Genomic DNA, 25,993 nt, shown 5'->3' with positions numbered 1-25,993 from the left:
GGGCGGGCGCGCCGGTCGACCCCTGCGCCGAACCTCGGCGGCGGGTAGGCGTGCGGGCGGTTTCGCGACATCGCCCGCGCCGGGCGTCTGTGCGGGGGCGCCGGGCAAACCGTGCGGTCCTCTCGAGAACTCCTAAGACTTGGCGAGGTACTCGAGTCGTTCGCCGTCGACAGCGGCGTTCATCATTCCCGCCAGGCCTGGGTGTTTCTCCAAGCCCGGGTCCTCGGCGACGATCCGGCGGGCCAGGTCCTGGGCGGCGGTGATGACCTCGAGGTCGTCGAGCAGGGAGAGCAGGCGCAGCGAGCGCGCGGTGCCGGACTGGGCCGAGCCGAGTACGTCGCCCTCCCGGCGCTGACGCAGGTCCAGTACCGACAGTTCGAAGCCGTCGGTGGTGGCGGCGACCGCTTCCAACCGGGCCATCGCGGTGCCGCCGGGTGCGGCATCGGTGACAAGCAGGCACAGGCCGGGGTGTTTGCCGCGGCCGATGCGCCCGCGCAGCTGGTGCAGTTGGCTCACGCCGAACCGGTCGGCGTCGACGATCACCATCACGGTGGCGTTCGGCACGTCGACACCGACCTCGACGACGGTGGTGCACACCAGCACGTCGATCGCGCCGTCGTTGAACTGGCGCATCACGTGGTCTTTCTCGTCGGACGGCAACCGTCCGTGCAGCAGTCCCACGCGCACACCCGCGAGCGGGCCGGTACTCAGCGTCTCGTACATGTCGACCGCGGCCTGGGTAGTCGGGCCCTCCTTCTCTTCGGCCTTCTTCCCCTTGGCCGGTGGCGCGTCCGGGTCCTCGCCGATGCGCGAGCACACCACATAGGCCTGCCTGCCCTGGCCGACCTCTTCCACGATGCGTTCCCATGCCCGCTCGACCCAGGCGGGATGCAGTTTGCGCGCGACGACTTTCGAGGTGATCGGCGAACGGCCCTTGGGCAACTGGGTGAGCGTGGAGGTTTCCAGATCACCGAGGGTCGTCATCGCGATCGTGCGTGGGATGGGGGTGGCGGTCATGACGAGCAGATGCGGACTCACGCCGCCTTTGGCCTTGGCGCGCAGCGCGTCTCGCTGCTCCACGCCGAAACGGTGCTGTTCGTCGACCACCACGAGACCGAGGTCGAAGAACTCGACCGCGTCCTGGATGAGGGCATGGGTGCCGATGACGATCCCCGCCTCACCGGTCACCGCGTCGAGCAGCGCGGATTTCTTCGCCGCCGCCGACATGGAGCCGGTGAGCAACACCACCTTGGTGGAATTCTCGGCCGCGCCGAGTTCGCCTGCGGTGCCGAGATCGCCGAGCATCGCCCGCAGCGACCGGTAGTGCTGTGCGGCAAGAACTTCCGTCGGAGCGAGCAGGGCGCACTGGCGACCGGCGTCCACCGCTTGGAGCATGGCGTGCAGGGCGACGATCGTCTTGCCCGAACCCACCTCGCCCTGCAGCAGGCGATGCATGGGGCGGGTGCGCGACATGTCGTCGGAGATCTCGTCGATCACCTGCCGCTGGCCTTCGGTGAGTTCGAAGGGCAGTCGTTCATCGAAGTCGGCGGCGATGCCGTCGGTGCGGGGCGGGCAGGCGGGCGCGGTGCGGCCCTCCACCTCGTGCCGACGTTCGGCCAGCACCAACTGCAGGGCGAGTGCCTCGTCGAAACGTAAACGGTCCCTTGCTCGCTCGATATCGAGCTTGTGTTCGGGCAGGTGGATCAGGCGAAGCGCGTCCGACACCTCGAGCAGGTTGCGTTCCTCGCGCAGCTCCGCCGGGAGCGGGTCGTCGATCGGGTCGAGCTGGTCGAGGACCTGCCGGATACAGGCCAGCAGATCCCAGCTCTGCACCTTCGCCGTCGCCGGATACACCGGGACGAACTCGCGCTCGAAGAACGAAGCATCCACTCCCCCGGCACCTTTGGCGCTCTGGGCCAGCCCACGCAACGCACCGCTGCCGCGCACCGACGTGAGCTGCTCCACGCCCGCCTCGGCCTTGTCGGGCAGGATCAAGTAGTCGGGGTGCGAGAGGTTCCAGCGGTCGGGACGCCACCAGTGCACGGTGCCCGACATCATCGCCCGCACACCGTCTTTCACCAGGTAACGGACCTTGTCACCGTTGAAGAAAGTGGCCTCGATCGGCCGGGTGGCGCCGGTGTCGAGCTGCACCTTCAGCAGCGAGCCGCGACGGTTCTTCATCGGGCGCAGTTCGGTTTTCGTGATCCGGCCGATGACGGTGATGTGGGCGCCCTCTTCCGGTTCCTCCTCCGTCAGCGGCTGTCCCTGGGTGGCGTAGCGCGCCGGGTAGTGGCGCAGCAGGTCTTCGACGGTGGTCATATCGAAGGCTTCGGCCAGGCGGTCGGCGGCCTTCACGCCGAGTACGTGGTCGAGCCGGTCGCTCAGTGTCGTCATCGTCTACTCGACCCCAATCTGCACCAGATCCGCTTGCTGCCCACCGGAATACACCACCACATCCACACCGGGGAATCCGGCGCGCACATGATCGGCGAGAATCTGCCCCAGTTCGTGCCCGGCCCCCGCGCCCATCAGCAAGGTCACCAATTCCCCGCCGAGACCGAGCATCCGGTCGAGCAGGATGCGTCCCGCGCCGACCACGTCCGGGTCGATCACCACCACATCCTCGCCGACCAGGCCCAAACCGTCACCGGGAGAACAGGTTCCGACCATCGTCAACGCACGCACCCGGGCCGCCCGCAGCGCACCCCAGCGGGTGGTCGCCGCCGCCTCGGACATGGCGAAGGCGTCGTCGACGGCGATCCGCCCTCGATCGTGGACCGCGAGCGCGGCGAGCCCCTGCACCATCGAGGCGCTCGGCAACAACAGCACGTCGCGCGAACCGTCACGCGCGGCCACACCGACGGCGACCAATTCCTGTGCGGGCAATGCACCGTTGGGCAGCACCAGCACCTCGCGGTGCGGCATCGCCCGGATCGTCCGCAGGAGGATGTCGGCGTCGAAGGCCTCGTCCTCGCGCAACACCACCGCCCCCGCGTCCTCGAAAAGCTCCGCCGCATCAGCACCGGCCACGACGGCGACGACCCCTCGGTCAGCGAGCCCATCGGTGGAAAGGGTGGTTCGCCCCACCGAGTTCGCGTCGACCGGAGCCGACTCCGGGTGGTCGCCGACGCCGTTGTGCGCTGTGACGGCGAAGCTTTCGACCCGGATGGCGCTCAACGTCCCGACCGCGAGCCCCGCCTCGATGGCCGCGCCCGCGTCGCGGCAGTGCACGTGCGCCGACCAGGTGGTATCCCCGTCGCCGACCACGACGACGGAATCGCCGAGCACCGCCAACCGCTCCCGCAATACCCCCGCGCCTACGTCATCCGTGCCGGAGATCACATACATGACCTCGAAATGCGGGTCGGCGCCGCGCCCCCGGTCCTCGTCCCCGCGTAGACCGTCGCGGTCTCCGCGCACCCCGTCACGACCACAGAACGACTCGTCCAGGTCGCCGCCCGGCCCGCCCTCAACCCCGCGCGCCTCGCCATCCCGGCTCCCCGGCACTTCGCCATCCCGGCGCCCCGCCGCCTCGTCATCCCGGCGTCCCGGCCCCTCGCCATTCCAGCGCCCCGGTCCCTCGCCATTCCAGCGCCCCGGCGCCTCGTCGTGGTCACCGCACGTCCCGGCGTGTGCGCCGAACCCACGACCACCGAGCGACGCACCGCGATCGCGCCGGGAATCGGCCCCACCCGCATGCGCGCCGACCGACCTGGGCGGCTGCCCCCCACCGCGACCGGGCTCGGAAGCGCTGATCGACTGCCTGCGCCGACGCTCCGCACCCGTTGCCGGCGTCGCGCCGCCACCTCGCTCACGGGCGTAGGTATGGCGTTCGGGAGCCACACCGCACACCTCGGCGACGAGGCAGTCCAGCAGAACCAGCAGACCGCGCGCACCGGCGTCGACGACGCCCGCAGCCCGCAGCACACCGAGTTGGGCGGGCGTCTCGTTCAGCGCGCGTGCGGCACCGTCGGCCGCTGCCTTCGCCACACCCTCGAGCGAGGAATCGCCGGACTCGGCGGCAGCTACCGCAGCGCGATCGAGCACCGTCAGAATCGTGCCCTCCACCGGCGCACTCAACCCCTGCCGCACCAGCACCGCCGCCCGCCGCAACGCTCCTCGCAACCGCTCGCCGGTCAACGGCCCGGCCACCACCGCCTCGGCGATTCCGCGCAATACCTGCGAAAGAATGATCCCGGAATTGCCCCGCGCCCCGGCCGTGGCGCCACGAGCCAGCGCCTTCGCCACCTCCCCGGCCCGACCATCGCCCAGCGCGCCGCCGCACGAGTCGGTCGCATAACGCATCTGCCCCAGCTCGGGCTGCACGCGCGACCGCTCCTGCGCACCGCCCTCGGCATCGGCGGCAGCGAGGGCGGCCCGCATCGTGGCCAGGAGGTTGGTTCCGGTGTCGGAATCGGCGATGGGGAAGACGTTGAGGGCGTCGATCTCCGATCGGCGGGACTCGAGGCCCGCACAGCAGGACCTGGCCCACGACAGCAGCGCGGCGCCGTCGAGCGCCTCGGGCACCTGCGTCACCGTCACCTCGTTCCCCGTCGGCCGTGCTCGCCCGCCGAGCATCGCAGCCAGGTTAGCGCCAGCGACCGACAGCAGTACCCTGACCACGGACGCACCACGTGTCCGCGCCGTCGAGCAGGACACCCGGTTTGGAAGTTCCCGCCCGGGCCCGCTACGCTTGCAGGGTTGCCTCGTGCGGCCTCGACAGGTCTGCGCTGGCCGATGCAAGTCGGCAAGGCATTTGACGACATCAGTTTCCGGTTCAGCGGCACACGTGCGCGCTGACCGCTTATGACATGAAGGAGCTCGCGACATGGCTGCCGTTTGCGACGTCTGCGCCAAGGGCCCCGGTTTCGGGAAGTCGGTCTCGCACTCGCACCGGCGCACCAACCGTCGCTGGAACCCGAACATCCAGACCGTGCGTGCGCAGGTTGCCCCTGGCAACACCCGCCGGATGAACGTGTGCACCTCCTGCCTGAAGGCGGGCAAGGTCGTCCGCGGCTGATTTCCGGCCCGTACATTCTGCCGACAGTGCCCCGGCACCCTTCATGGGTTGTCCGGGGTTTTGTCGTCGAACGGGTGATTCGTGGCTGAGTGGCGGATCGTCCCGGCGGGCGCCGCGCACATCACCGCGCTCGCGGCCTGCCACATCGCCAGCTGGCGGGAGGCCTACGACTCGCTGGTCCCCGCCCACCTGCTCGCCGCGTTCGATCTCGACAGTTCGGCGATCACCTGGGAACGCCGCCGCACCGACGACCGCTATCGGCTGCTCGTCGCCTGTCACGGCGACGACCTGATCGGCTTCGCCGCCGCGTCACGACAGCCGACCGGCAGCGAGCTGGAAGCGTTATACGTGCGCGCCGCCTGGCACGGCACCGGCGTCGCCGACGACCTGCTCGCGGCCACCGTTCCCGCTGCGCCCTGCACGCTGTGGGTGCTCGGCGACTATCCGCGCGCGCACGCCTTCTACCGCAGGCACGGCTTCGCCGATACGGGTCTGCGCCGCACCGACCCGTTCACGCTGCTGCCCGAACAACAGTGGCGGCGCGCCCCTCGCTAATGTGACGGGCATGAGTAGCGAACCGGTCGTCGTCGACGGCGTACTGCACCTGACCATCGCGACCGCGGCCGCGGGCACCTCCCTCGATTTCGACCTGATCAACGCGGGCACCGCCGCCCTGCGTTCGCTCGGCGACGAGGTGGGCGCGATCCTGATCACCGGTGCGGGCGCCAACTTCTGCGCGGGCGGCAATGTCCGCCACTTCGCCGGTGCCGACGACCGAGGCGCCTTCCTGCACGAGCTGGCCACCCAGCTGCACGACTTCGTACGCGCCCTGACCGCCGCACCCGTCCCGGTCGTCGCGGCGGTGCACGGCTGGGCGGCCGGTGCCGGCATGAGCCTGGTCTGCGCGGCCGACATCGCCATCGGCGGCCCGTCGACCCAGATGCGTCCGGCCTACCCCGGCATCGGCTTCACCCCCGACGGCGGGATGTCGTGGTCGCTGCCGCGCATCGTCGGCGCCGGCCGGGCCCGCGAGATCCTGTTGACCGACGCCGTGATCGGCGCCGAGCAGGCCGAACGACTCGGACTGCTCAGCCGGATCGTCCCCGACGAGGAGATCCGCACCGAGGCACTGCGCGTGGCCACCGGCTTCACCACCGGCCCCCGCGCCGCCTACACGGCCATGAAAAAGCTGCTGGCCCAGTCGCCGACGGCAACATTGGACCAGCAGCTCGACGCGGAACGCGACAGCATCGCCGCCGCCGCGAACAGCAGCACCGGGCGCGAAGGCGTCGACGCCTTCATCGCCAAGCGCAAGCCCGACTACACGAACCTCGCCTGAGCGGCGCTCACGCCGGAACTCCGCCACCACGGATTTTCGGCCGCCTCGGATCCGAGGGGCGAGACGTAACGGCGAAGCCGAAGTATCGCCCCTCGGATTCGAGGCCCTCAGGGCCGAAAATCCCGCGGCGCCAGCCGCTTTAACACACAGCGCCCAGGGCGCTGAAGGTGTTCTGCAGGAGGCAGGTGATCTTGGCGTTGACGCCGGAGGAGATGGTCGAGGTGCCGGTGGAGGTCCATTCCTCGCCGACGGGGCTGGTCGCGACCGGGGTCGCCTGCTCGTTGTAGGGCTCGAGCTGCAGGCCCGCGGCCGAGGCCGAGCCCGCGCCCGCGGTGATGGCGGCGGCGACGGCGGCGGTCGCCAGTGCGGCGCGAACGGTTGTGGTGTGCATCCGGTTGTGCTCCTTCATCATTTTCTTCTCGTGCGGGCGGCACCCCGGGTCAGGGCAACCGCCAGTCGACAGGATCGGCGCCGAGTTCGTCGAGCAGTTCGTTGACCCGGGAGAAGGGTCGCGACCCGAAGAACCCGCGCGAGGCGGACAGCGGCGAGGGGTGTGCCGATTCGATGTAGGGGACCTCGGCGGCGACCAGGGTCGGCTTCAGCGAGCCCGCGTCCCGGCCCCACAGCACGGCGACGAGCGGTTCGTCACGGTCGACGAGCGCGCGAATCGCCTGCTCGGTCACCGCTTCCCAGCCCTTGCCGCGATGTGAGGCCGGGGTGCCGGGCGTGACGGTGAGCACTCGGTTCAGCAGCAGCACACCCTGATCCGACCACGGGCTCAGGTCGCCGCACTTGGGCGTATCGAAGCCGAGGTCCTTGGTGTACTCGGCGAAGATGTTGGACAGGCTGCGCGGGATCGGCGAAACATCAGGCGCGACAGAGAAACTCAGTCCCATCGCGTGGCCGGGAGTCGGGTAGGGGTCCTGGCCGACGATCAGCACGCGCACCGCGTCGAACGGGCGCCGGAACGCGCGCAGCACGTTCTCTCCGGCGGGTAGATATCCGCGTCCGGCGGCGTTCTCCGCGCGCAGGAACTCACCCATCTCGCTGATGCGGTCGGCAACCGGTTCCAGGGCCCGGGCCCAGCCCGGGTCGATGATCTCCGACAGTGGTTTGGCACCCATGACCGCACAACCTATCGTTTGCCGGGCTCGGCCGTGGCGCCTGCCCCACGGAACGATTCCCACCCGGTGGCACCGGCGGGCCGCGCACCGTCGACGGTGACGCCGCTGCCTGCGGTAACGACCCCGATGGGCCGCCAGCCCGGTGGCAGCGCGGTCGCGGGCGACCACGTGCCGACGAACGCGTGGTCCTCTCCCCCGGCCAGAATCCATTGCCCCGCATCGGCTTCGAGCCGGGCGGCGACGGCGTCGAGTTCGGGGTCGGTGAGGGCGGCGGCGTGCACGTCGATCGCGACGCCGGAGGCGGCGGCGAGGTGGCCGAGGTCGGCGAGCAGCCCGTCGGAGACATCGGTGAGGGCGTTGGGGATGTGGACACCGAACACGTCGATCACCTCGGCGTAGGGCGGCTGCGGAACCCGGTGTGCCGCAAGCGCGTGCGCGAAGGCCGGATCGGAAACATCCGCCCCGCCGGACAATACGGCCAGGCCCGCGGCCGACCAGCCGAGTTCGCCTGCGACAGCGACGATATCGCCCTCGACCGCACCGGATCGGGTGAGCGCGCCCTGGCCACCGAGGTCACCGAACGCGGTCACCGAGATCACCAACTGCTCGCTGTGCACGAGGTCGCCGCCCGCGATGGATCCGCCGGCCCGCACGGCCTCGATCCACATGCCGTCGGCGATGCCCTCGACGACCCGTACCGGAGTGTCGCCGGGACAACCGAGCGCGACCACGAAGCCGGTGGGACGCGCGCCCATCGCCACCACGTCGGCGGCGTTCTGCGCGATCGCCTTGCGCCCGATATCGGCGGGCGTCGACCAGTCGAGCCGGAAGTGCCTGCCCTCCACGAGCATGTCGGTACTCACCACGAACCGGCCGTCGGGCGCGGCGAGCAGCGCGGCGTCGTCGCCCGGGCCGAGCAGCACGTGCGCGGCCTGCTCGCGACCGGCGTTGATCCGGTCGATCAAGGCGAATTCACCCAGCTCACGCACCGTCTGCGAACGGCTGTCCTCGCTGATGACCGACTCCTTCCCGCTGTGCTCCCGACCGACGAAATCGCCACGACGGTACCCTTTCGGAGGCGATCGGGCACCACCGACGGTGCGCGGCGCAGGCGATGAGGAAAGGACCACGCGGCTATGGCGGAATCGTCGGACCCGACAGCGGACGATCGCGACGAGGCGACCGGGCCCGAGGACACTGCCGAACCATCAGTCCTCCGCAAAGCCTCTCCAGAAGCGGAATCGGCCGACGACGAGAACCCTGACGACGCGAGCCCTGACGACGACAGCGCCGACGACAAACCGGCCGCCGACAGCCACTACTCCCCCGCGCTGATCGCCACCGCCGTCGCCCTGCCCATCGTGCTGATCGTGGGCGTGCTCGTGGCCGCCTTCCTGATCCTGCGCGCCCCCGTCGAACGCGAACCGCTCGCGCTGGGGCCGGTCCCCGCCCCCGCCGCCGACGGCCCCGCCTGCGCGGCCCTGCTGCCTGCCCTGCCCGCCGACCTGGGCGACTACACCAAATCCACCCTCGCCGAACCGGCACCGCCCGCAACCCGCGCCTGGCAACTGCCCGAGGGCGGGGAAGCGATCGTGCTGCGCTGCGGCCTGGACCGGCCACTCGAATTCAACCGGGCCTCACCGCTGCAGGAGGTCGACGGGGTGAAGTGGTTCCAGGTTCGCGACGAGACGGCCAAGACGGGCACATGGTTCGCCGTCGATCGCGAAACCTACATCGCCCTGACGGTCCCCGACGGGTCGGGCACAGCCGCCGTACAAACGGTCTCCGACACGATCACCGCGACCCTCCCCGCCCAACCGATCAACCCTGGCGAGTTGTGACATTGGCGGCTGGCGCCGCGGGATTTTCGGCCTGGAAGGCCTCGAATCCGAAGGGCGATACTTCGGCTTCGCCGTTACGTCTCGCCCTTCGGATCCGAGGCGGCCGAAAATCCTTGGCTGTTCTGCTGCGGGGTCAGCGCAGGCCGGTGCCTCGGGCTACGGCGGTTTCGATGAGGGTGGAGACCAAGGTGGGGTAGTCGATGCCGGTTGCTTCCCACATGCGGGGGTATTGGGAGATGGGGGTGAAGCCGGGCATGGTGTTGATCTCGTTGATCACCGGGCCGTCGGCGGTGAGGAAGAAGTCGACTCGGGCCAGGCCCTGGCAGTCCAGGGCGCGGAAGGCACGCACCGACAGGGCGCGGATCTCGTCGGCGACGGCGTCGTCGAGCTTGGCGGGCACGTCGAATTCGCACACGTCGTCGAGGTATTTGGTGGCGAAGTCGTAGAACTCGGGGGCCGCGGCGTCGGCGTCGGGCATGCGGATCTCGGAGACGACGCTGCCGCGCACGTCGCCGTCGGCGAATTCGAGGACACCGCATTCGACTTCACGCCCGACGATGCCCGCCTCGACGATCACCTTGGGGTCGTGGGCGCGGGCGGTGGCGACGGCGTCGTCGAGGGCCGCCCAGTCGGTGATCTTAGTGATGCCGATGGACGAACCGCCGCGCGCGGGTTTCACGAAGGCGGGCAGGCCGATGCGGTCGCGTTCCTCGGCGGTCAGGGTCTGGGTGCCGGGACGTAACACCACCTGCACACCGACCGGAAGCGATTCGGCGGCCAGCAGTTTCTTGGTGAATTCCTTGTCCATCCCGGCCGCGCTGGCCAGCACACCGGCACCCACATAGGGCACCCCGGCCAGCTCGAGCATGCCCTGCAGGGTGCCGTCCTCGCCGAACGGGCCGTGCAGGATGGGGAAGACCACATCGACGGTGCCGAGCGTGGCGGTCGGATCGTCCAGGGCGACGAGCGCGCCGGAACGGCCGGGGTCGGCGGCCAGGGTGAGCGCGGTGCCCGCGGCATCGACGGCGGGCAGTTCGCCGTGGCTGAGCGTGAGTTCGCCGATCCCCTCGGCAAGCACCCAGCTGCCGGTGGTGGTGATCCCGATAGGCACCACCTCGTAGCGCCGCGGATCGAGGTTGCGCAGGACGCTGCTCGCCGACACACACGAGACGGCGTGCTCGCTGCTGCGCCCGCCGAACACCACAGCTACCCTGATCCGTTCCGTCATGAACGTCACCGTAGTAGGTTCGCGCCGCCGCGGCGGCATCGGCCTTATTCGGGTTTCATGCGCCTGCCGAGCAGGCTGCCGACGGCCTCGTTCACCGAAAGTCCCTCGTGGCACACCTTGTGCACCGCGTCGGTCAACGGCATCTCCACCTGGTGTTCGGCCGCGAGCGCCCGCACCGATGTGCACGACTTCACACCCTCGGCGACCTGACCGTTGGTCGCCTCCTGCGCGGCCTGCATCGACCCGCCCTGTCCGAGCACATACCCGAAGGACCGGTTGCGCGACAGCGGCGAGGTGCAGGTGGCGACGAGGTCGCCCACGCCGGCGAGCCCGGCCAGCGTCACCGGTTGCGCACCGAGCGCCACCCCGAGCCGCATCACCTCGGCCAGCCCGCGGGTGATGAGACTGGCCACGGAGTTGTCACCGAGGCCCATGCCCGAGGCGATGCCGCAGGCCAGGGCGATGACGTTCTTGCACGCGCCACCGATCTCGCAGCCCACCACATCGGTATTGGTGTAGGGCCGGAAATAGCCGGTGGCACAGGCATGTTGGGCCTGCTGTGCGCGTTCGGTGTCGGTGCAGGCGATCACGGTGGCCGCGGGCTGGCGTTCGACGATCTCGTGGGCGAGATTGGGTCCCGACAGCACCGCGATGCGGCCCTGTTCGGCGCCGGTCACCTCCGCGATCACCTGGCTCATCCGCAGCAGTGTCCCGGTCTCGATGCCCTTGGCCAGGCTCATCAGCGTGGCATCGGCGCCGATATCGTCCTTCCAGTGGCCCAGATTGGCCCGCAGGGACTGCGACGGCACCGCGAGCACGACCAGATCCGCGCCGTCGAGCGCGATCCGGTGATCGTGGGTGGCCCGCACGGGCGGCAACTGCACGCCCGGCAGGTAGAACGGATTCTGATGCTCGGTGTCGAGCGCGCGAGCCACCTCTTCGCGCCTGGCCCAGATCGTCACCTCGGTACCCGCCTCGGCCAACACCTTCGCGAATGCCGTACCCCACGACCCAGCACCCATAACCGCAGCCCTCGTCATCAGCCCAATATGCCATGCAAGGATCGAGACCATGCACACCGTGCACGCCGTGATGGCGGTCAAGCACCGAGACCGGGCCAAGAGCCGGTTGTCGGCCGTGCTCAGCGCCGACCAGCGCGCCCGGCTGGTGCTCGCCATGTTCGCCGACACCGTCGAGGCGGCCGCCGCCGTGCCCGCGATCGGTTCGCTGACCGTCGTCACCCCCGACGCCGTCGTCGCCGCCCGCGCACGCGAACTCGGCGCGCACGTCCTGGCCGAGCCGCCCGCCGACCGCGACCCCCTCAACACCGCCCTCACCGCCGCGGCCGACGACGTGCGCCACCGCAGTGGCCCGGTCCGCCTGCTCGCCCTGCAGGCCGACCTGCCCGCCCTGCGCACCGCCGAACTCACCGACTTCCTCGCCGTCGCGCCCGCCACTCGCGCGGTGGTGATCGATCACACGGGGACCGGCACTTCGGCATTGCTGGCCGGCACCGCACCGGATGCGCTGGCACCACGTTTCGGCCCCGATTCGGCCCGCGCCCACCGCGAATACGGCGCCGTCGTCGTGCCCGGCCACTGGCCGGGCCTGCGCTGTGACGTCGACACACCCGAGGATCTGGACGCCGTGCGCGCGCTCGGCGTCGGCGTCCACACCGCCGACGCGCTGCGGGAGTTCGGAATCACCACCCACCGAGGCGATCCCGTCCGCACGGTGTGCTAGCCGGTCGCCGCACCAGGAGTTCACCCGATGTCATGCTGCGGACCACGCGGTCCGTAGGGGATGATTGACAGCGTGAGCGACACGGAAACCATCAAGTCCCTGCCCCCGATTTCCCCGCCACCTGCGGCCGCCATCGCCTCGGGCGCCGACGGCAGTTCGCAGCGATTGCCACGCGATCGCTACCTCAACCGGGAATTGAGCTGGCTGGACTTCAATGCCCGGGTGCTCGCCCTCGCCGAGGATGCCTCCCTGCCGTTGCTGGAGCGCGCGAAGTTCCTCGCGATCTTCGCCTCCAACCTCGACGAGTTCTACATGGTCCGGGTCGCCGGGCTCAAACGCCGCGCCGAGACCGGGCTCTCGGTGCGCTCCGCCGACGGCCGCTCACCGTCCGAACAGCTCGAGATGATCACCGCCCGCGCACAGGAACTCGCCGAGCGGCACGCGAAGGTCTTCATCGATTCGGTGAACCCGGCGCTGGCAGGCGCGGGCATCGACATCATCGGCTGGTCGGGCCTCGACGAAGCCGAACGGCAACGCCTTTCGAGCTATTTCACCGATCAGGTCTTCCCGGTCCTCACACCGCTGGCCGTCGACCCGGCCCACCCCTTCCCCTACATCTCCGGCCTGAGCCTCAATCTCGCCGTGACGGTGAAGGACGCGGGCACCGGCGGCGAGCACTTCGCCCGCGTGAAGGTGCCCGACAACGTCGACCGGTTCGTCCGCGTGCGCCGCACCGGCGCGCCGTCGGCCATCGCGGCCTTCCTGCCGATGGAAGAACTCATCGCCGCCCACCTCGATCTGCTGTTCCCCGGCCTGAACGTGGTGGAGACCCACTCGTTCCGGATCACCCGCAACGCCGATTTCGAGGTCGACGAGGACCGCGACGAGGACCTGCTGCAGGCGATGGAACGCGAACTGGCGCGTCGCCGTTTCGGCAAGCCGGTGCGGCTCGAGGTCTCCGACGACATGACCGAGCACATGCTGGAGTTGCTACTACGTGAGTTGGAGGTCGACCCCGCCGATGTGATCCAGGTGCCCGGCCTGCTCGACCTGTCGTGCCTGTGGCAGGTCTACGGCGTCGACCGGCCCGAACTCAAGGACGCGCCCTACGTACCGGCCACCCCCGCCGCGTTCGGTGAGCGCGAGACCCCGCGCAATGTCTTCAGCGCGCTGCGCGAGGGCGACGTGCTGGTGCACCACCCCTACGACTCGTTCTCCACCAGCGTGCAGCGGTTCATCGAACAGGCCGCCGCCGACCCGCAGGTGCTGGCGATCAAGCAGACCCTGTACCGCACCTCCGGTGACTCCCCCATCATCAACGCCCTGATCGAGGCCGCCGAGGCGGGCAAGCAGGTGGTGGCCCTGGTGGAGATCAAGGCACGTTTCGACGAGCAGGCCAACATCAAATGGGCACGGGCGCTGGAACAGGCGGGCGTGCACGTGGTCTACGGCCTCGTCGGCCTCAAGACCCACTGCAAGACGTGCCTGGTGGTGCGCCGCGAGGGTTCGACCATCCGCCGCTACTGCCACATCGGCACCGGCAACTACAACCCCAAGACCGCGCGCCTGTACGAGGACGTCGGATTGTTCACCGCGGCACCGGAGATCGGTGCCGACCTGACCGACCTGTTCAACTCGCTCACCGGGTACTCCCGCAAGGAGGACTACCGGAACCTGATGGTCGCCCCGCTCGGTGTCCGGGCGGGCATCATCGAGCGGATCGACCGTGAGATCGAGCTGGCACGTGAGGGTTTCGACGCCCGTATCCGGCTCAAGGCCAACGCGATCGTCGACGAGCAGATCATCGACGCCCTCTACCGCGCCTCTCAGGCAGGCGTGCCGGTGCAGATCGTGGTGCGCGGTATCTGCGGCCTGCGCGCGGGCGTGCCGGGCCTCAGCGAGAACATCGAGGTGCGCTCCATTCTCGGTCGCTTCCTCGAGCACTCGCGCGTACTGCAGTTCCAGGCACAGGAACAGACCTGGATCGGCAGCGCCGACATGATGCACCGCAATCTCGACCGCCGAGTGGAGGTGATGGTGCAGGTGAAGGATCCGCGCCTGACCGAGCAGCTCGGTGTGGTCTTCGATTCCGCGCTCGACCCCATGACGCGCTGCTGGGTGCTGCTGCCCGACGGTTCCTGGCAGGCGAGCCCCACCGACGCCGACGCCAACCAGGTGCGCGATCACCAGGAATTCCTCATGCGGTTGCGTCGTCCCGAACAGCCGTGAGCAAGCACGCACAGGAGAAGCCCGAACCGATGCGCGACCCGCGGGTCCGGCCCAATATTCATGCCGCGGGAGCGGTTCTGTGGCGTGCGGGCGCCACCGGACCGGAGATCGCGGTGATCCACCGGCCCAAGTACGGCGACTGGTCACTGCCCAAGGGCAAGCTCGATCCCGGCGAAAGCCCGGTGGTCGCGGCCGTGCGCGAGGTCGGCGAGGAGACCGGCCTACCGTGCACGCTCGGGCGTTATCTCGGCCGGGTCACCTATCCCATCCCGGGGCACCGGCAGCTCAAACGAGTGGACTACTGGGCCGCCGAGGCGGCCGAGGGCGAGTTCACCGAGAACTCCGAAGTGGACCAGCTGCGCTGGATTCCGCTCGACGACGTGATGGACGAACTGTCGTACCCGATGGACCGCCAGATCGTGCGCGTCTTCGCCCGTCACCCACCGAAAACGGCCACCGTGCTGCTCGTCCGCCACGCCAAGGCGGGCAAGCGCTCCGAGTTCGACGGTCCGGACGATCAGCGGCCACTCGAGCCCGCCGGGCTGCGGCAGGCCGAGGCGCTCGTCCCGAATCTGCTGGCGTTCGGAGCATCCCGGATCTATTCGGCCGATCCCCTGCGCTGTATCCAAACCGTTACCCCGTTGGCGGAGCATCTGAACGCCGAAATCAATTGCGAGCCAATGTTTTCCGAGCAAGGTTACGATTCAGCGAAAGATGCGGCGCGGCAACGTTTTCTGTCGTTGGTAACAGATCGGGGTGTACCGGTGGTCTGCAGTCAGGGCGGCGTGATTCCCGATCTGACACAGTGGCTGGCTCAGCGCGACGGACTCACCCTGCCGCCCGCGCGTAATCGCAAGGGCAGCGTCTGGGCTTTGTCGTTCATCGGGGACCGATTAGTCGCGGCGAACCATATGGATCGTGCCTTGTCTACGGGAATCGTCACCGGCTGAACAAAAGTTACCCCGCACAGCCGAAACGGCCCCGGAAATTCCGGGGCCGTTCTCGGTCCAGTGGTGGGTGATGCGGCTTTACGTGCACATTCCCCGACCTGATCCCGCTGCGGCAGGATCAACGAGCACGACGGGTGGCTGTCTTCTTCGCAGCAGTCTTCTTAGCAGGAGCCTTCTTAGCAGCGGTGGTCTTCTTGGCCGCCGTGGCCTTGGTGGCGGTGGCCTTGGCGGCAGTGGCCTTGGTGGCAGTCTTCTTGGCCGGGGCCTTCTTTGCCGCCGTGGTCTTCTTGGCGGCGGTGGCCTTGGCCGCCGTCGTCTTCTTGGCGGCAGGAGCCTTGGTCGCGGCCTTGCGGGCCGTGGTCTTGGCCGGACCCTTCGACGGCGTGGCCTTCTTGGCCGCGGTCTTCTTCGCCGCGGTCTTCTTGGCTGCCGCCTTCTTCGCCGCCACGGGCGCATTCACGCCACGCTTCACGGCCGGGCCGGACGCGGCCAGCTTCTGCTTACCCGCGATCACCGCTTTGAACTGAGCGCCCGGTCGGAAGGCAGGCACCGAAGTCGCCTTCACCTTCACGGTTTCACCGGTACGCGGGTTACGGGCAACCCTGGGAGCACGCTTGCGCTGTTCGAACACACCGAATCCGGTGATGGTGACGCTTTGACCTTTGTGCACGGCACGGACGATGGTGTCGACCACGTTCTCGACAGCCGCAGTAGCCGTGCGCCTGTCCGTACCCAACTTTTCGGTCAGAACGTCGATCAGTTCCGCCTTGTTCATTGAATCCTCCGCAGACTAATGGCCCGTCGTCGGACCGACTAGGTACCACGGTAAACCCAGTTTGAGCAAGAGTCTATGTGCCACGCCAAAATTCATGTGGTTTAGCACACGTCCAGCTACCGCTCCCAGGGAAGCGCCCCTAAGCGCCCCAGCCGATTACGCCGGTGAAATAGGCTCCGGCAGCGTCACGGGTTTCCATGACGGCCTTCCCTTTTCGAACTCGGTGATCGCGTCGCCTTGCCGCAGCGTGAGGCCGATGTCGTCCAAACCCTCCAGCAGACGCCAGCGGGTGTAGTCGTCAATATCGAACGGCAACACGATGGTTCCCGCCGTGACGGTGCGCGCCGACAGGTCGACAACCAATTCGAGGCCGGGTTGTTCCTCGATGAGCTTCCAGAGCATTTCGACATCGTTCTGTGACATCTGCGCGGCCAGCAGACCACCCTTGCCCGCATTCCCACGGAAGATGTCGGCGAAACGCGAGGAGATCACCACTCGAAAGCCGTAGTCCGACAGCGCCCACACCGCGTGCTCACGCGAGGAACCGGTGCCGAAATCCGGCCCGGCCACCAGAACGCTGCCGCTGCGGTACGGCTCGGTGTTGAGAATGAAGTCCGGATCGGTACGCCAACCGGCGAACAGACCGTCCTCGAAACCGGTACGAGTCACGCGCTTCAGGTAAACGGCGGGGATGATCTGATCGGTGTCGACATTGGACCGGCGCAGCGGTACCCCGATGCCTTTGTGAACAGTGAAGGCTTCCATAACGATTCTCCTTCGATCGTGGTGGTTCGGGGCCGCTCAGGCCAGATCGGCGGGCGAGGACAGGGTGCCGCGCACCGCCGTGGCGGCGGCGACCAGCGGCGAGACCAGGTGGGTACGCCCGCCCTTGCCCTGTCGGCCTTCGAAATTGCGGTTGGAGGTGGAGGCGCAGCGCTGACCCGGTTCCAGCTGATCCGGATTCATCCCGAGGCACATCGAACAGCCCGCCTGGCGCCATTCCGCACCGGCCGCGGTGAAAATCTCGCCGAGTCCTTCTTTTTCCGCCTGCGCGCGCACCCGCATCGAGCCGGGTACGACCAGCATTCGCACACCGTCGGCGACGCGGCGGCCCTTCAAAACATCGGCGACGGCACGCAGATCCTCGATCCGGCCATTGGTGCAGGAACCGACGAAAACGGTATCCACGCTCACCTCACGCAGCGGCATTCCCGGCGTCAGGTCCATGTAGCGCAACGCCTTCTCGGCGGCCTCGCGTTCGGACTCGTCGGCGATCTGGGCCGGGTCGGGCACGTTCGCACCGAGCGGCAGGCCCTGACCGGGGTTGGTGCCCCACGTGACGAACGGGGTCAGCGTGCTGGCGTCGATGCGCACCTCGGCGTCGAAAACCGCGTCGTCGTCGGTCTTCAGCGCCTCCCAGGCGGCCACGGCGGCATCCCAGTCGGCGCCCTGTGGCGCGTGCGGGCGGCCCTTCAGGAATTCGTAGGTCACCTCGTCGGGGGCGATCATGCCCGCGCGGGCGCCCGCCTCGATCGACATGTTGCAGATCGTCATCCGCGCTTCCATCGACAGCTTGCGAATGGCCTCGCCGCGATATTCGAGCACATACCCCTGGCCGCCGCCGGTGCCGATTTCGGCGATCACGGCCAGGATCAGGTCCTTACTCGTGACGCCGGGCGCCAATTCGCCGTCGACGGTGATGGCCATCGTCTTGAACGGGCGAAGCGACAGCGTCTGGGTGGCCAGCACGTGCTCCACCTCGCTGGTGCCGATGCCCATGGCCAGCGCGCCGAACGCGCCGTGGGTGGAGGTGTGGCTGTCGCCGCACACCACGGTCATGCCGGGCTGGGTCAGACCGAGCTGCGGACCGACCACGTGCACGATGCCCTGTTCGGCATCGCCCATCGGGTGCAGGCGCACGCCGAACTCGGCGCAGTTGCGGCGCAGCGTCTCCACCTGGATGCGCGAGATCGGATCGGCGATCGGCTTGTCGATGTCGGCCGTTGGGACGTTGTGGTCCTCGGTGGCGATGGTGAGGTCGGGCCGGCGGACCGGCCGTCCGGCCGCGCGGAGCCCGTCGAAGGCCTGCGGGCTGGTCACCTCGTGCACGAGGTGCAGATCGATGTAGATCAGGTCGGGTTCGCGGGAAGTACCGTCACCGTCGCCGGGGACGACGACGTGCTGTTCCCACACCTTCTCGGCCAGTGTGCGGGCGCGCTCGGCCATTGCTTGATCACCTTTCGACGGGCATACTTGGTATCTCAACATATGAGAAGTTAGTATCGTTCTATGAGACAGCATAGCGGTATCGGTGTTCTCGACAAAGCCGTGGCGGTGCTCTACGCCGTCGCCGACGAACCTTGCGGTCTCAACGACCTGTGCACCCGAACCGGCCTGCCACGTGCCACCGCGCACCGGCTGGCGGTCGGGCTGGAGACGCACCGGCTGCTGGCGCGCGACGCCAACGGGCTGTGGCGGCCGGGTCCCGCGCTCAGCGAGTTGTCGGCGGGGGCCGCCGATCCGCTGGTCGAGGCGGCGGGAGCCATTCTGCCCCGGCTGCGCGAGATCACCGGCGAGAGCGTCCAGCTGTACTGCCGCGACGGCAACGCACGCGTGTGTGTGGCCGCGCTGGAGCCGCCCGTCGGCCTGCGCGACACAGTGCCGGTCGGCTCGCGACTACCGCTCACCGCGGGCTCGGCGGCCAAGGTGTTGCTGGCATGGGCCGACCCGGAGCTACAGCGCACCGTCCTGGCCGACGCCGTGTTCGGCGAGCGGGCACTGGCCGAGGTCCGCAGGCGGGGCTGGGCGCAGAGCGCGGCAGAACGCGCACAGGGCGTGGCGAGCGTCTCGGCCCCGGTGCGTGACGCCTCGGGCGTGCTGGTGGCGGCGGTGTCGGTGTCGGGCCCGATCGACCGGATGGGCCGCAGGCCGGGCGCGCGCTGGGCGGCCGATCTGGTGGCGGCGGCGGAGGCGCTGCACAAACGACTGTGAAACGAAGAAGGCCCCCGGTCGGATTCGACCGGGGGCCTTTCTTGGTAGCCCCGACGGGATTCGAACCCGCGCTACCGCCTTGAGAGGGCGGCGTCCTAGGCCGCTAGACGACGGGGCCAGGACGATTTCACCGAAGTGAAACCTTGCTGGGGTACCAGGACTCGAACCTAGAATGGCTGAACCAGAATCAGCTGTGTTGCCAATTACACCATACCCCAAGGATGGAAACGCTCGGCCCTGCGCTCACCGAGTGGTTGTCGGTGTTGCGAGGCCGTGTTCCGCGGCGATGAGAAGATTACCAAACAGCAGGGGGTAAACTACAAATCGCCTGGTCAGCGGCCGGTTTTCGAGCGATTTCCGGCTGCCGGGCGGGTGCGGCGCGTGCCGCACCCGCCTGCCGTCCGGCTACTGCGCGGTCGGCTGCCAACCGCGTGCGGCACGCAAGCGGTCGAGCGAGACCTCGCGGCCGAGCAATTCCATCGATTCGTAGAGCGGCGGGCTGATGTGCGAGCCCGTCACCGCCACGCGCACGGGTGCGAAGGCCTTGCGTGGCTTGAGGCCCAGATCGTCGATCAGCGCCTTCTTCAGGGCCTCTTCCAGGGCCGGTGTGGTCCATTCGGCCAGCGGCTCCACCGCGGCGATGGCGGCGTCGAGCACCTGGTCGGCTTCGGCGCCGAGGTTCTTCGTGCCCGCGGTCTGGTCGATCGCGAACTCCTCCGGTGCCACGAAAAGGAACTTCAGCAGGTCCCAGGCGTCGCCGAGCACGACGATCCGGGTCTGCACGAGTTCGGCGGCGGCCAGGAACGTCTTCTCGTCGATTTCGGCACCGATATGCCCCTGCGCGGTCAGGAACTCACGCAAACGGTGGCCGAAATCACCGGGCTCGAGCAGACGAATCTGTTCGGCATTGATCGCGTCGGCCTTCTTCTGGTCGAAACGAGCCGGATTCGAATTCACGGTGGAAATATCGAAAGCGGCGACCATTTCCTGCATGGAGAACACGTCGCGGTCCTCGGCGATACTCCAGCCGAGCAGTGCGAGGTAATTCAGCAAACCCTCGGGAACGAATCCCCGATCGCGATGCAGGAACAGATTCGATTCCGGGTCGCGCTTGGACAGCTTCTTGTTGCCCTGGCCCATCACGAACGGCAGGTGACCGAACTCCGGAGTGAAGTCGGCAACACCGATACGCTGCAGCGCGGCATACAGCGCGAGCTGACGCGGTGTCGACGAGAGCAGGTCCTCGCCGCGCAATACATGGGTGATCTTCATGAGCGCGTCGTCGACCGGATTCACCAGTGTGTACAGCGGATCACCATTTCCACGGGTGAGCGCGAAATCGGGAACCGTGCCCGCTTTGAAGGTGGTTTCCCCGCGAACAAGATCATTCCAGCCGAGGTCGGAATCGGGCATGCGCAAACGCACCACCGCGGGCCTGCCCTCGGCTTTGTAGGCGGCGATCTGCTCGGGCGTCAGATCCCGATCGAAATTGTCGTAACCGAGTTTCGGGTCGCGACCGGCGGCGCGATGGCGGGCCTCGACCTCCTCGGGCGTGGAGAACGCCTCGTAGGCCTCGCCGGCCTCGAGCAGCTTGCGCACGACGTCGAGATGCTGGTCGCGGCGCAGCGACTGCCGGTACGGCTCGTACGGGCCGCCGACCTCCGGACCCTCGTCCCAGGTGAGGCCGAGCCAGCGCAGCGCGTCGAGCAGCGCGCGGTAGGAATCCTCGGAATCGCGTGCGGCATCGGTGTCTTCGATGCGGAACACGAAGCTGCCGCCGTGGTGGCGGGCGAACGCCCAGTTGAACAGCGCCGTGCGGATCAGGCCGACGTGCGGCGTGCCGGTCGGCGACGGGCAGAAACGGACCCGTACTTGTGTCATGACTCTCTTCTCCGCTATCAGCGCTTGGTGGCAACAGGATTGGTGAGGGTGCCGATGCCCTCGACGGTGACCGACACGTTCTGCCCGGCCGCCAGCGTGCCGACGCCTTCCGGTGTGCCGGTGAGGATCACGTCGCCGGGCAGCAGCGTCATCACCGAGCTGATCCACTCGATGATCTTCGGGATGTCGTGCAGGAACAGCGACGTGCGGCTGCGCTGGCGGACTTCGCCGTCCAGCTCGGTGGTGATCTCCAGATCGCTTGGGTTGATGGCGGTTTCGATCCACGGGCCGAGCGGGCAGAAGGTGTCGTAGCCCTTGGCCCTGGTCCATTGCCCGTCGTGGCGCTGCTGGTCGCGCGCGGTGACGTCGTTGGCGACGGTGTAGCCGAGGATCACATCGGCGGCCTTGGCGGCGGGCACGTCCTTGCAGGGGCGGCCGATCACCACGGCCAGTTCGCCCTCGAAGTCGACCTGAGAGGAGCTGGGCGGCAGGATGATCGGGGCGTTGGGCCCGACGATCGAGGTGTTCGGCTTGATGAAGATCACCGGATCCTTCGGTGCCTCACCACCCATTTCGGCCGCGTGGGCGGCGTAGTTCTTGCCGATGCAGATCACCTTGCTGGCCAGGATCGGCGCCAGCAGGCGGATGTCGGCCAGCGGCCAGCTCCGCCCGGTGAACGTCGGCGTGCCGAACGGATGTTCGGCGATCTCCTTGGCGACGGCGTCGCTTCCGTCGCCTTCGATGCTGACGAACGCGACTCCATCGGGACTGGCAACTCGACCTAAGCGCATGCCGGGGAGTCTATCGAGGCGCGCCCACCTGCCCGAACGCGCCCGTGATCGCCTCGCGCGGCCGAACCGGGAGGGCGAGCGAAGTCACATTCGTGTGATTTCGAACCTGCTGCCCGCGTTCGTGATTCGCATTACGCACCGCCGCCACCGGATGTGATCCGTCAGACACCGACGCCGAGCACCGGAACCCGGGGTCACCGGTGTAGCGTGATCTTCGATGTTCACAAGATGGGACATCGATCTCAAATAGTGAGATGCAATCGTGCAATTCGGCGAGGTGAGTATCGTGACGAACGCGCGGCCGACGGCCGGGGTGTCCCAGATCAGCAACGGCAGACGCTGGCTGATGCTCGCCCTCGGCGTGCTCGCGCAGACGTCGAGCGCCACCTTCGTGCACGGCACCCCTTTCCTGCTGCCCGCCCTCACCGATCGCGGTGATTCGCTGGCTGCCGCGGGCGCGCTGGTCGCCCTGCCGACCGTCGGTCTGGTGTGCACCCTGATCGCGTGGGGTTATGTCGTCGACCGCATCGGTGAGCGGATCGTGCTGGTCGCGGGCACGACGCTGATGTTCGCCGCCGGCCTCGGCGCGGCCCTGGTCGAGGACCCGATCGCCTTCGGCGTGCTGCTGTTCCTCGGCGGTGTCGGCGCGGCCAGTTCCAACGGCGCGAGCGGGCGGGTGATCGTCGGCTGGTTCCCGCCGGATCGGCGCGGGCTGGCCATGGGTATCCGCCAGACCGCCCAGCCGCTCGGCGTCGGCCTGGCCGCGCTGACCATCCCGTGGGTCGCCGATGGGTATGGCATCGCGGCCGCCCTGCTGGTGCCCGCGCTGTTGGCAGGCGCGGGCGCGATCGGTTGTCTGACAGGCATCGTCGACCCGCCGCGTCCGCCCGCCAAGGCCGCCGACCGCACCAACCCGTACCGCGGCGACTCCACGCTGTGGCGCATTCACGCGGTGTCCATCCTGCTGGTCTTCCCGCAGGCCACCCTGTGGACGTTCGGGCTGATGTGGTTGCACCGCGATCTGGGCTGGTCGCTGGCGGCGGCGGGCGCACTGATGACGGTCACCCAATTGCTGGGCGCCGCTGGACGAATCGGCGCGGGCGCGTGGTCGGATCGGGTCGGCAACCGGCTCGGGCCGCTGCGTCAGGTCGCTGTCGCCGCGGTGTTGGCGATGGTCGCGCTGGCGGTCGCCGCGGGGACCGGTTGGGGGTGGATCGCGGTGCCGCTGATGGTGGCGGCTTCGGTGATCTCGGTGTCGGACAACGGATTGGCGTTCACCGCGGTCGCCGAGATCGCCGGACCCTTTTGGAGCGGGCGCGGTCTCGGCATTCAGAACACGGGCCAGAACCTTGTATTGGCCGCGATCCCACCGGCGTTCGGCGCGCTGATCACGGTGAGCGGGTACCCGACGGCGTTCGCGTTCGCGGCCGTCATGGCGATGGCGGCGGTGCCATTGGTACCGAGGGGCACCGGAAGGTAGTCACCCGCAACAGCTCCGGCGCGGGTCGGCGCCTGCGACGCGCGGCCCGCGCCGGACTGGAGGCTCGGCGTTCGGTCTCCGGATCAGGCGGTACCGGAGCGGTCGGACAGGCCGAGGCGCAGGTGTTCGCTGTGGTACACAGCTTCGTCGAGCAGTTGGGCGACGTGGTTGTCGTGCAGGCTGTAGACGATGCTGCGGCCCGCGCGGGTGCCGATCACGAGACCGAGGTTACGTAGCAGGCGCAGCTGGTGGGAGACGGCCGACTGTTCCATTCCCACCGCCTCGGCCAGTTCGGTCACCGGGCGCGGGCCCTGCCGTAGTTCGGACAGGATCAGCAGCCTGCTCGGGGTGGCGAGGGCTTGCAGAGTGGTCGCGACGTGCGCGGCCGTATCGGCGTCCAGCCGGGTGGTCGGCCGGTCGCGGCCCTCCACACCGTGTCCCATGGCAGGAGTCTAACCGACCCGTTGAAATGAAGACCTCTTCATATGTTCTGTTATTCTCGGGTTGTTCTGTTCCCGTCTCACGGAGGTTTCCCGTGGCCATGCCCACCGCCGTCGCGGCACGCCCCGGCGCCGCCGCTCCCCCGCGCTCGCGACGGACCCGGCTGTTCGAGATCGCCGAAATCCGCTGGGCGGCCGCCTCGCTCGTGCTGTTCCTGGTGGGCCTGGCCGCACAGCTGTCCGGTGCGCCGTCGTGGTCGTGGTGGGCGCTGTATCTGGCCTGCGCCGTCACCGGCGGATGGGAGCCGGCGCTGGGTGGGTTACAGGCGTTGCGGGAGAAGACGCTCGATGTCGATCTGCTGATGGTTGTCGCGGCGATCGGCGCCATGTCGATCGGGCAGGTGACCGACGGTGCGCTGCTGATCGTCATCTTCGCGACCTCCGGCGCGATGGAGGCGCTGGCCACCGCGCGGACCGAGGACTCCGTGCGCGGGCTGCTCGACCTCACCCCCGACGTCGCCGTCGTCCTGCGCGAAGGCGACGAACAGACGGTGGACGCGACGGATCTCGTCATCGGTGACGTGGTGCTGGTCCGCCCGGGCGACCGCATCGCGGCGGACGGGACCGTGGTCGGCGGGTCGAGCGAGGTCGACCAGGCCACCATCACCGGCGAACCGCTGCCCGTCGACCGGACAGTCGGCGACGAGGTTTTCGCGGGCACCCTCAACGGCACCGGCACGCTGCGGATCCGGGTGGATCGGCGGGCGAGCGACTGGGTGGTCGCGCGGATCGCCGGCCTGGTCGACGAGGCCGTGCGCACCAAGGCTGGCACCCAGCTGTTCATCGAGAAGATCGAGCAGCGCTATTCGATCGGCATGGTGGCGGCGACGATCGCCGTGTTCGTCGTGCCACTGTTGTGGGGTGAGCCGGTCCGCGAATCCCTTTTGCGCGCCATGACTTTCATGATCGTCGCGTCCCCCTGTGCCGTGGTTCTCGCGACCATGCCGCCGTTGCTGGCCGCCATCGCCACGGCAGGCCGCCACGGTGTGCTGGTGAAGTCCGCCGCCGTGATGGAACAGCTCGGTACCACCACCCGCGTCGCGTTCGACAAGACCGGCACGCTCACCCGTGGCACGCCCGAAGTCGCCGAGACCCAGGTGCTGCCCGGTACCGCCCTCACCGAGGACGCCGTCCTGCGGCTGGCTGCGGCAGCCGAGCACGGCAGCGAACATCCGTTGGCCGAAGCCATCGTGCGTGCGGCTCGTCAGCGCGGACTCGGCTTGCCCGATGCCGTGAACTTCACGTCCGAACCGGGGCGCGGCGTTTCCGCCACCGTCGACGGGCATGCGATCCGAATCGGTTCGCCCACAGCACTACTCGCCACGCCGACCGCGGATCGAGCTGTTGCCGTGGAGGTGGCGACTCAGCAGTCGCATGGCCGTACCGCGGTTGTCGTCGTCTGCGACGGCTCCCCGGTAGCGGTCCTCGGCATCACCGATCGCGACCGCCCTGAATCAGCCGCCACCGTCGCCAGACTCACCGAATCGACGGGCACCTCACCGGTTCTGCTCACCGGCGACAGTCACACCACCGCAAGCCATCTCGCCACCCGCGTCGGAATCACCGACTTGCGAACAGACCTGCTCCCCGAGGACAAGGTCACCGCCATCCGGGCCATGCAGTCCGACGGCAACCGCATCACCATGGTCGGCGACGGCATCAACGACGCCCCCGCACTTGCCACCGCCCACGTCGGAATCGCCATGGGCCCCACCGCCTCCGACCTCACCCTGCAAACCGCCGACGCCGTGGTGGTCCGCGACGACCTCACCACCATCCCCACCGTCATCGCCCTGTCCCGCCGAGCCCGCCGCCTGGTCATCGCCAACCTCGCCATCGCCGCCACCTTCATCGCGGTCCTGGTCACCTGGGACCTGATCGGCCACCTACCCCTCCCGCTCGGCGTGGCAGGCCACGAAGGCTCGACGGTGATCGTCGCCCTCAACGGCCTGCGCCTCCTCAGCTCCTCCGCCTGGCGCCGCGCCGAGTCGGGTCGTTAGCCGTCCAAGGGACTCACCCAGCAGCGCTTGATGATCCGCGAAGCTGAAAGGCGCTCAACGGCAAGCGACTTACGGATCCTTCGCCGCCGTAGCTGTTTCAC

23 protein-coding genes and 2 tRNA genes are annotated in these 25,993 nt (G+C 68.6%); 10 read left to right on the top strand and 15 right to left on the bottom strand.

The features are described from left to right. Nucleotides 1–132: 132 nt before the first annotated feature. Nucleotides 133–2,394 carry an ATP-dependent DNA helicase RecG gene (gene recG, locus ACSVDM_RS24405; RefSeq protein ID WP_439268181.1) on the bottom strand — a complete coding sequence of 754 codons (2,262 nt, stop codon included), beginning with the start codon at nucleotides 2,392–2,394 and terminating at the stop codon, nucleotides 133–135. Nucleotides 2,395–2,397: 3 nt separating this feature from the next. After that, the gene (locus ACSVDM_RS24400; RefSeq protein WP_439268179.1) at nucleotides 2,398–4,578 is read right to left on the bottom strand and encodes a DAK2 domain-containing protein; all 2,181 of its coding nucleotides are present in this window, start codon (nucleotides 4,576–4,578) and stop codon (nucleotides 2,398–2,400) included. A 250-nt stretch (nucleotides 4,579–4,828) separates the two neighbouring features. On the opposite strand from ACSVDM_RS24400, the gene rpmB reads away from it, so the two are divergent. From rpmB to ACSVDM_RS24385, 3 genes are all read left to right on the top strand, one after another. Continuing rightward, nucleotides 4,829–5,020: a 50S ribosomal protein L28 gene (gene rpmB / locus ACSVDM_RS24395; protein ID WP_011210730.1), complete on the top strand. Its 192-nt coding sequence runs from the start codon at nucleotides 4,829–4,831 to the stop codon at nucleotides 5,018–5,020. An 81-nt stretch (nucleotides 5,021–5,101) separates the two neighbouring features. After that, nucleotides 5,102–5,575, top strand: coding sequence for a GNAT family N-acetyltransferase (locus tag ACSVDM_RS24390; RefSeq protein ID WP_439268176.1), 474 nt, complete (start codon nucleotides 5,102–5,104; stop codon nucleotides 5,573–5,575). A gap of 10 nt (nucleotides 5,576–5,585) precedes the next feature. After that, nucleotides 5,586–6,359, top strand: coding sequence for an enoyl-CoA hydratase/isomerase family protein (locus ACSVDM_RS24385; protein WP_439268174.1), 774 nt, complete (start codon nucleotides 5,586–5,588; stop codon nucleotides 6,357–6,359). A gap of 139 nt (nucleotides 6,360–6,498) precedes the next feature. Here ACSVDM_RS24385 and ACSVDM_RS24380 read toward each other — a convergent pair whose 3' ends face one another. The 3 genes from ACSVDM_RS24380 to ACSVDM_RS24370 are packed head-to-tail and all read right to left on the bottom strand — an operon-like array spanning nucleotide 6,499 to nucleotide 8,472. Then, on the bottom strand, nucleotides 6,499–6,750 hold the full coding sequence (locus tag ACSVDM_RS24380; protein ID WP_439268172.1) for a hypothetical protein: 252 nt from the start codon (nucleotides 6,748–6,750) through the stop codon (nucleotides 6,499–6,501). Between the two features lie 49 nt (nucleotides 6,751–6,799). Beyond that, nucleotides 6,800–7,483, bottom strand: a complete 684-nt coding sequence (locus ACSVDM_RS24375) for a uracil-DNA glycosylase (RefSeq protein ID WP_067493352.1) — start codon at nucleotides 7,481–7,483, stop codon at nucleotides 6,800–6,802. 11 nt (nucleotides 7,484–7,494) lie between these two features. Next, complete coding sequence (locus tag ACSVDM_RS24370) at nucleotides 7,495–8,472, bottom strand: thiamine-phosphate kinase (protein ID WP_439268235.1); 978 nt, start codon at nucleotides 8,470–8,472, stop codon at nucleotides 7,495–7,497. Nucleotides 8,473–8,619: 147 nt separating this feature from the next. Between ACSVDM_RS24370 and ACSVDM_RS24365 the strand changes: the two genes are divergently transcribed. Beyond that, a complete protein-coding gene (locus ACSVDM_RS24365) occupies nucleotides 8,620–9,324 on the top strand; it encodes a DUF3515 domain-containing protein (protein ID WP_439268170.1) in 705 nt (234 codons plus the stop codon). A 133-nt stretch (nucleotides 9,325–9,457) separates the two neighbouring features. Here ACSVDM_RS24365 and ACSVDM_RS24360 read toward each other — a convergent pair whose 3' ends face one another. Together ACSVDM_RS24360 and ACSVDM_RS24355 are read right to left on the bottom strand one after the other, a co-directional pair. After that, nucleotides 9,458–10,552: a D-alanine--D-alanine ligase family protein gene (locus ACSVDM_RS24360; RefSeq protein ID WP_439268168.1), complete on the bottom strand. Its 1,095-nt coding sequence runs from the start codon at nucleotides 10,550–10,552 to the stop codon at nucleotides 9,458–9,460. Between the two features lie 44 nt (nucleotides 10,553–10,596). Continuing rightward, entirely contained in the window at nucleotides 10,597–11,592 is a 996-nt protein-coding gene (locus ACSVDM_RS24355) for an NAD(P)H-dependent glycerol-3-phosphate dehydrogenase (RefSeq protein WP_067636818.1), read from the bottom strand. 31 nt (nucleotides 11,593–11,623) lie between these two features. Between ACSVDM_RS24355 and cofC the strand changes: the two genes are divergently transcribed. From cofC to ACSVDM_RS24340, 3 genes are read left to right on the top strand one after another with little or no spacing between them, the layout of a single operon-like run. Beyond that, nucleotides 11,624–12,295, top strand: coding sequence for a 2-phospho-L-lactate guanylyltransferase (gene cofC / locus ACSVDM_RS24350; protein WP_439268166.1), 672 nt, complete (start codon nucleotides 11,624–11,626; stop codon nucleotides 12,293–12,295). A gap of 60 nt (nucleotides 12,296–12,355) precedes the next feature. Continuing rightward, nucleotides 12,356–14,524: an RNA degradosome polyphosphate kinase gene (locus ACSVDM_RS24345; protein WP_439268164.1), complete on the top strand. Its 2,169-nt coding sequence runs from the start codon at nucleotides 12,356–12,358 to the stop codon at nucleotides 14,522–14,524. 29 nt (nucleotides 14,525–14,553) lie between these two features. After that, nucleotides 14,554–15,474 (top strand): NUDIX hydrolase, encoded by a 921-nt coding sequence (locus ACSVDM_RS24340; protein WP_067493474.1) that lies wholly within the window; start codon nucleotides 14,554–14,556, stop codon nucleotides 15,472–15,474. 118 nt (nucleotides 15,475–15,592) lie between these two features. Here the strand turns inward: ACSVDM_RS24340 and ACSVDM_RS24335 are convergent, their stop codons facing one another. The 3 genes from ACSVDM_RS24335 to leuC form a co-directional block, all read right to left on the bottom strand. Beyond that, nucleotides 15,593–16,249: an HU family DNA-binding protein gene (locus ACSVDM_RS24335; protein ID WP_067493341.1), complete on the bottom strand. Its 657-nt coding sequence runs from the start codon at nucleotides 16,247–16,249 to the stop codon at nucleotides 15,593–15,595. 156 nt (nucleotides 16,250–16,405) lie between these two features. Next, nucleotides 16,406–17,014 carry a 3-isopropylmalate dehydratase small subunit gene (leuD, locus tag ACSVDM_RS24330; RefSeq protein WP_067493338.1) on the bottom strand — a complete coding sequence of 203 codons (609 nt, stop codon included), beginning with the start codon at nucleotides 17,012–17,014 and terminating at the stop codon, nucleotides 16,406–16,408. A 36-nt stretch (nucleotides 17,015–17,050) separates the two neighbouring features. Then, nucleotides 17,051–18,475 (bottom strand): 3-isopropylmalate dehydratase large subunit, encoded by a 1,425-nt coding sequence (gene leuC / locus ACSVDM_RS24325; RefSeq protein WP_439268161.1) that lies wholly within the window; start codon nucleotides 18,473–18,475, stop codon nucleotides 17,051–17,053. A 63-nt stretch (nucleotides 18,476–18,538) separates the two neighbouring features. Between leuC and ACSVDM_RS24320 the strand changes: the two genes are divergently transcribed. After that, nucleotides 18,539–19,240: an IclR family transcriptional regulator gene (locus tag ACSVDM_RS24320; protein ID WP_067493334.1), complete on the top strand. Its 702-nt coding sequence runs from the start codon at nucleotides 18,539–18,541 to the stop codon at nucleotides 19,238–19,240. 42 nt (nucleotides 19,241–19,282) lie between these two features. On the opposite strand, the gene ACSVDM_RS24315 is transcribed toward ACSVDM_RS24320, so the two are convergent. The 4 genes from ACSVDM_RS24315 to ACSVDM_RS24300 form a co-directional block, all read right to left on the bottom strand. Then, nucleotides 19,283–19,358, bottom strand: a tRNA-Glu gene (locus ACSVDM_RS24315). 28 nt (nucleotides 19,359–19,386) lie between these two features. After that, nucleotides 19,387–19,458 (bottom strand) — tRNA-Gln (locus tag ACSVDM_RS24310). Between the two features lie 187 nt (nucleotides 19,459–19,645). Next, complete coding sequence (gltX, locus tag ACSVDM_RS24305; RefSeq protein ID WP_439268159.1) at nucleotides 19,646–21,121, bottom strand: glutamate--tRNA ligase; 1,476 nt, start codon at nucleotides 21,119–21,121, stop codon at nucleotides 19,646–19,648. Between the two features lie 17 nt (nucleotides 21,122–21,138). Further along, the gene (locus ACSVDM_RS24300; protein WP_439268157.1) at nucleotides 21,139–21,912 is read right to left on the bottom strand and encodes a fumarylacetoacetate hydrolase family protein; all 774 of its coding nucleotides are present in this window, start codon (nucleotides 21,910–21,912) and stop codon (nucleotides 21,139–21,141) included. Between the two features lie 346 nt (nucleotides 21,913–22,258). Between ACSVDM_RS24300 and ACSVDM_RS24295 the strand changes: the two genes are divergently transcribed. Further along, complete coding sequence (locus ACSVDM_RS24295) at nucleotides 22,259–23,392, top strand: MFS transporter (protein WP_439268233.1); 1,134 nt, start codon at nucleotides 22,259–22,261, stop codon at nucleotides 23,390–23,392. An 83-nt stretch (nucleotides 23,393–23,475) separates the two neighbouring features. Here ACSVDM_RS24295 and ACSVDM_RS24290 read toward each other — a convergent pair whose 3' ends face one another. After that, a complete protein-coding gene (locus ACSVDM_RS24290) occupies nucleotides 23,476–23,835 on the bottom strand; it encodes an ArsR/SmtB family transcription factor (protein ID WP_067493327.1) in 360 nt (119 codons plus the stop codon). A gap of 92 nt (nucleotides 23,836–23,927) precedes the next feature. Between ACSVDM_RS24290 and ACSVDM_RS24285 the strand changes: the two genes are divergently transcribed. Continuing rightward, nucleotides 23,928–25,892 carry a heavy metal translocating P-type ATPase gene (locus ACSVDM_RS24285; protein ID WP_439268155.1) on the top strand — a complete coding sequence of 655 codons (1,965 nt, stop codon included), beginning with the start codon at nucleotides 23,928–23,930 and terminating at the stop codon, nucleotides 25,890–25,892. Nucleotides 25,893–25,993: the final 101 nt, after the last annotated feature.

Origin of the sequence: Nocardia sp. JW2 (assembly GCF_051843015.1) — a bacterium.
Classification (GTDB): Bacteria; Actinomycetota; Actinomycetes; order Mycobacteriales; family Mycobacteriaceae; genus Nocardia; species Nocardia coubleae.
The sequence above is the reverse complement of the archived record's forward strand: the minus strand, read 5'-3'. Positions and strand labels throughout refer to the sequence as shown.

Coding starts and splice junctions, on each gene's coding strand:
- recG (WP_439268181.1), bottom strand. CDS start 2,394: ATGACGACACTGAGCGACCGGCTCGACCACGTACTCGGCGTGAAGGCC.
- ACSVDM_RS24400 (WP_439268179.1), bottom strand. CDS start 4,578: ATGCTCGGCGGGCGAGCACGGCCGACGGGGAACGAGGTGACGGTGACG.
- rpmB (WP_011210730.1), top strand. CDS start 4,829: ATGGCTGCCGTTTGCGACGTCTGCGCCAAGGGCCCCGGTTTCGGGAAG.
- ACSVDM_RS24385 (WP_439268174.1), top strand. CDS start 5,586: ATGAGTAGCGAACCGGTCGTCGTCGACGGCGTACTGCACCTGACCATC.
- ACSVDM_RS24380 (WP_439268172.1), bottom strand. CDS start 6,750: ATGCACACCACAACCGTTCGCGCCGCACTGGCGACCGCCGCCGTCGCC.
- ACSVDM_RS24375 (WP_067493352.1), bottom strand. CDS start 7,483: ATGGGTGCCAAACCACTGTCGGAGATCATCGACCCGGGCTGGGCCCGG.
- ACSVDM_RS24365 (WP_439268170.1), top strand. CDS start 8,620: ATGGCGGAATCGTCGGACCCGACAGCGGACGATCGCGACGAGGCGACC.
- ACSVDM_RS24360 (WP_439268168.1), bottom strand. CDS start 10,552: ATGACGGAACGGATCAGGGTAGCTGTGGTGTTCGGCGGGCGCAGCAGC.
- ACSVDM_RS24355 (WP_067636818.1), bottom strand. CDS start 11,592: ATGACGAGGGCTGCGGTTATGGGTGCTGGGTCGTGGGGTACGGCATTC.
- cofC (WP_439268166.1), top strand. CDS start 11,624: ATGCACACCGTGCACGCCGTGATGGCGGTCAAGCACCGAGACCGGGCC.
- ACSVDM_RS24345 (WP_439268164.1), top strand. CDS start 12,356: ATGATTGACAGCGTGAGCGACACGGAAACCATCAAGTCCCTGCCCCCG.
- ACSVDM_RS24340 (WP_067493474.1), top strand. CDS start 14,554: ATGCGCGACCCGCGGGTCCGGCCCAATATTCATGCCGCGGGAGCGGTT.
- ACSVDM_RS24335 (WP_067493341.1), bottom strand. CDS start 16,249: ATGAACAAGGCGGAACTGATCGACGTTCTGACCGAAAAGTTGGGTACG.
- leuD (WP_067493338.1), bottom strand. CDS start 17,014: ATGGAAGCCTTCACTGTTCACAAAGGCATCGGGGTACCGCTGCGCCGG.
- leuC (WP_439268161.1), bottom strand. CDS start 18,475: ATGGCCGAGCGCGCCCGCACACTGGCCGAGAAGGTGTGGGAACAGCAC.
- ACSVDM_RS24320 (WP_067493334.1), top strand. CDS start 18,539: ATGAGACAGCATAGCGGTATCGGTGTTCTCGACAAAGCCGTGGCGGTG.
- gltX (WP_439268159.1), bottom strand. CDS start 21,121: ATGACACAAGTACGGGTCCGTTTCTGCCCGTCGCCGACCGGCACGCCG.
- ACSVDM_RS24300 (WP_439268157.1), bottom strand. CDS start 21,912: ATGCGCTTAGGTCGAGTTGCCAGTCCCGATGGAGTCGCGTTCGTCAGC.
- ACSVDM_RS24295 (WP_439268233.1), top strand. CDS start 22,259: ATGCTCGCCCTCGGCGTGCTCGCGCAGACGTCGAGCGCCACCTTCGTG.
- ACSVDM_RS24290 (WP_067493327.1), bottom strand. CDS start 23,835: ATGGGACACGGTGTGGAGGGCCGCGACCGGCCGACCACCCGGCTGGAC.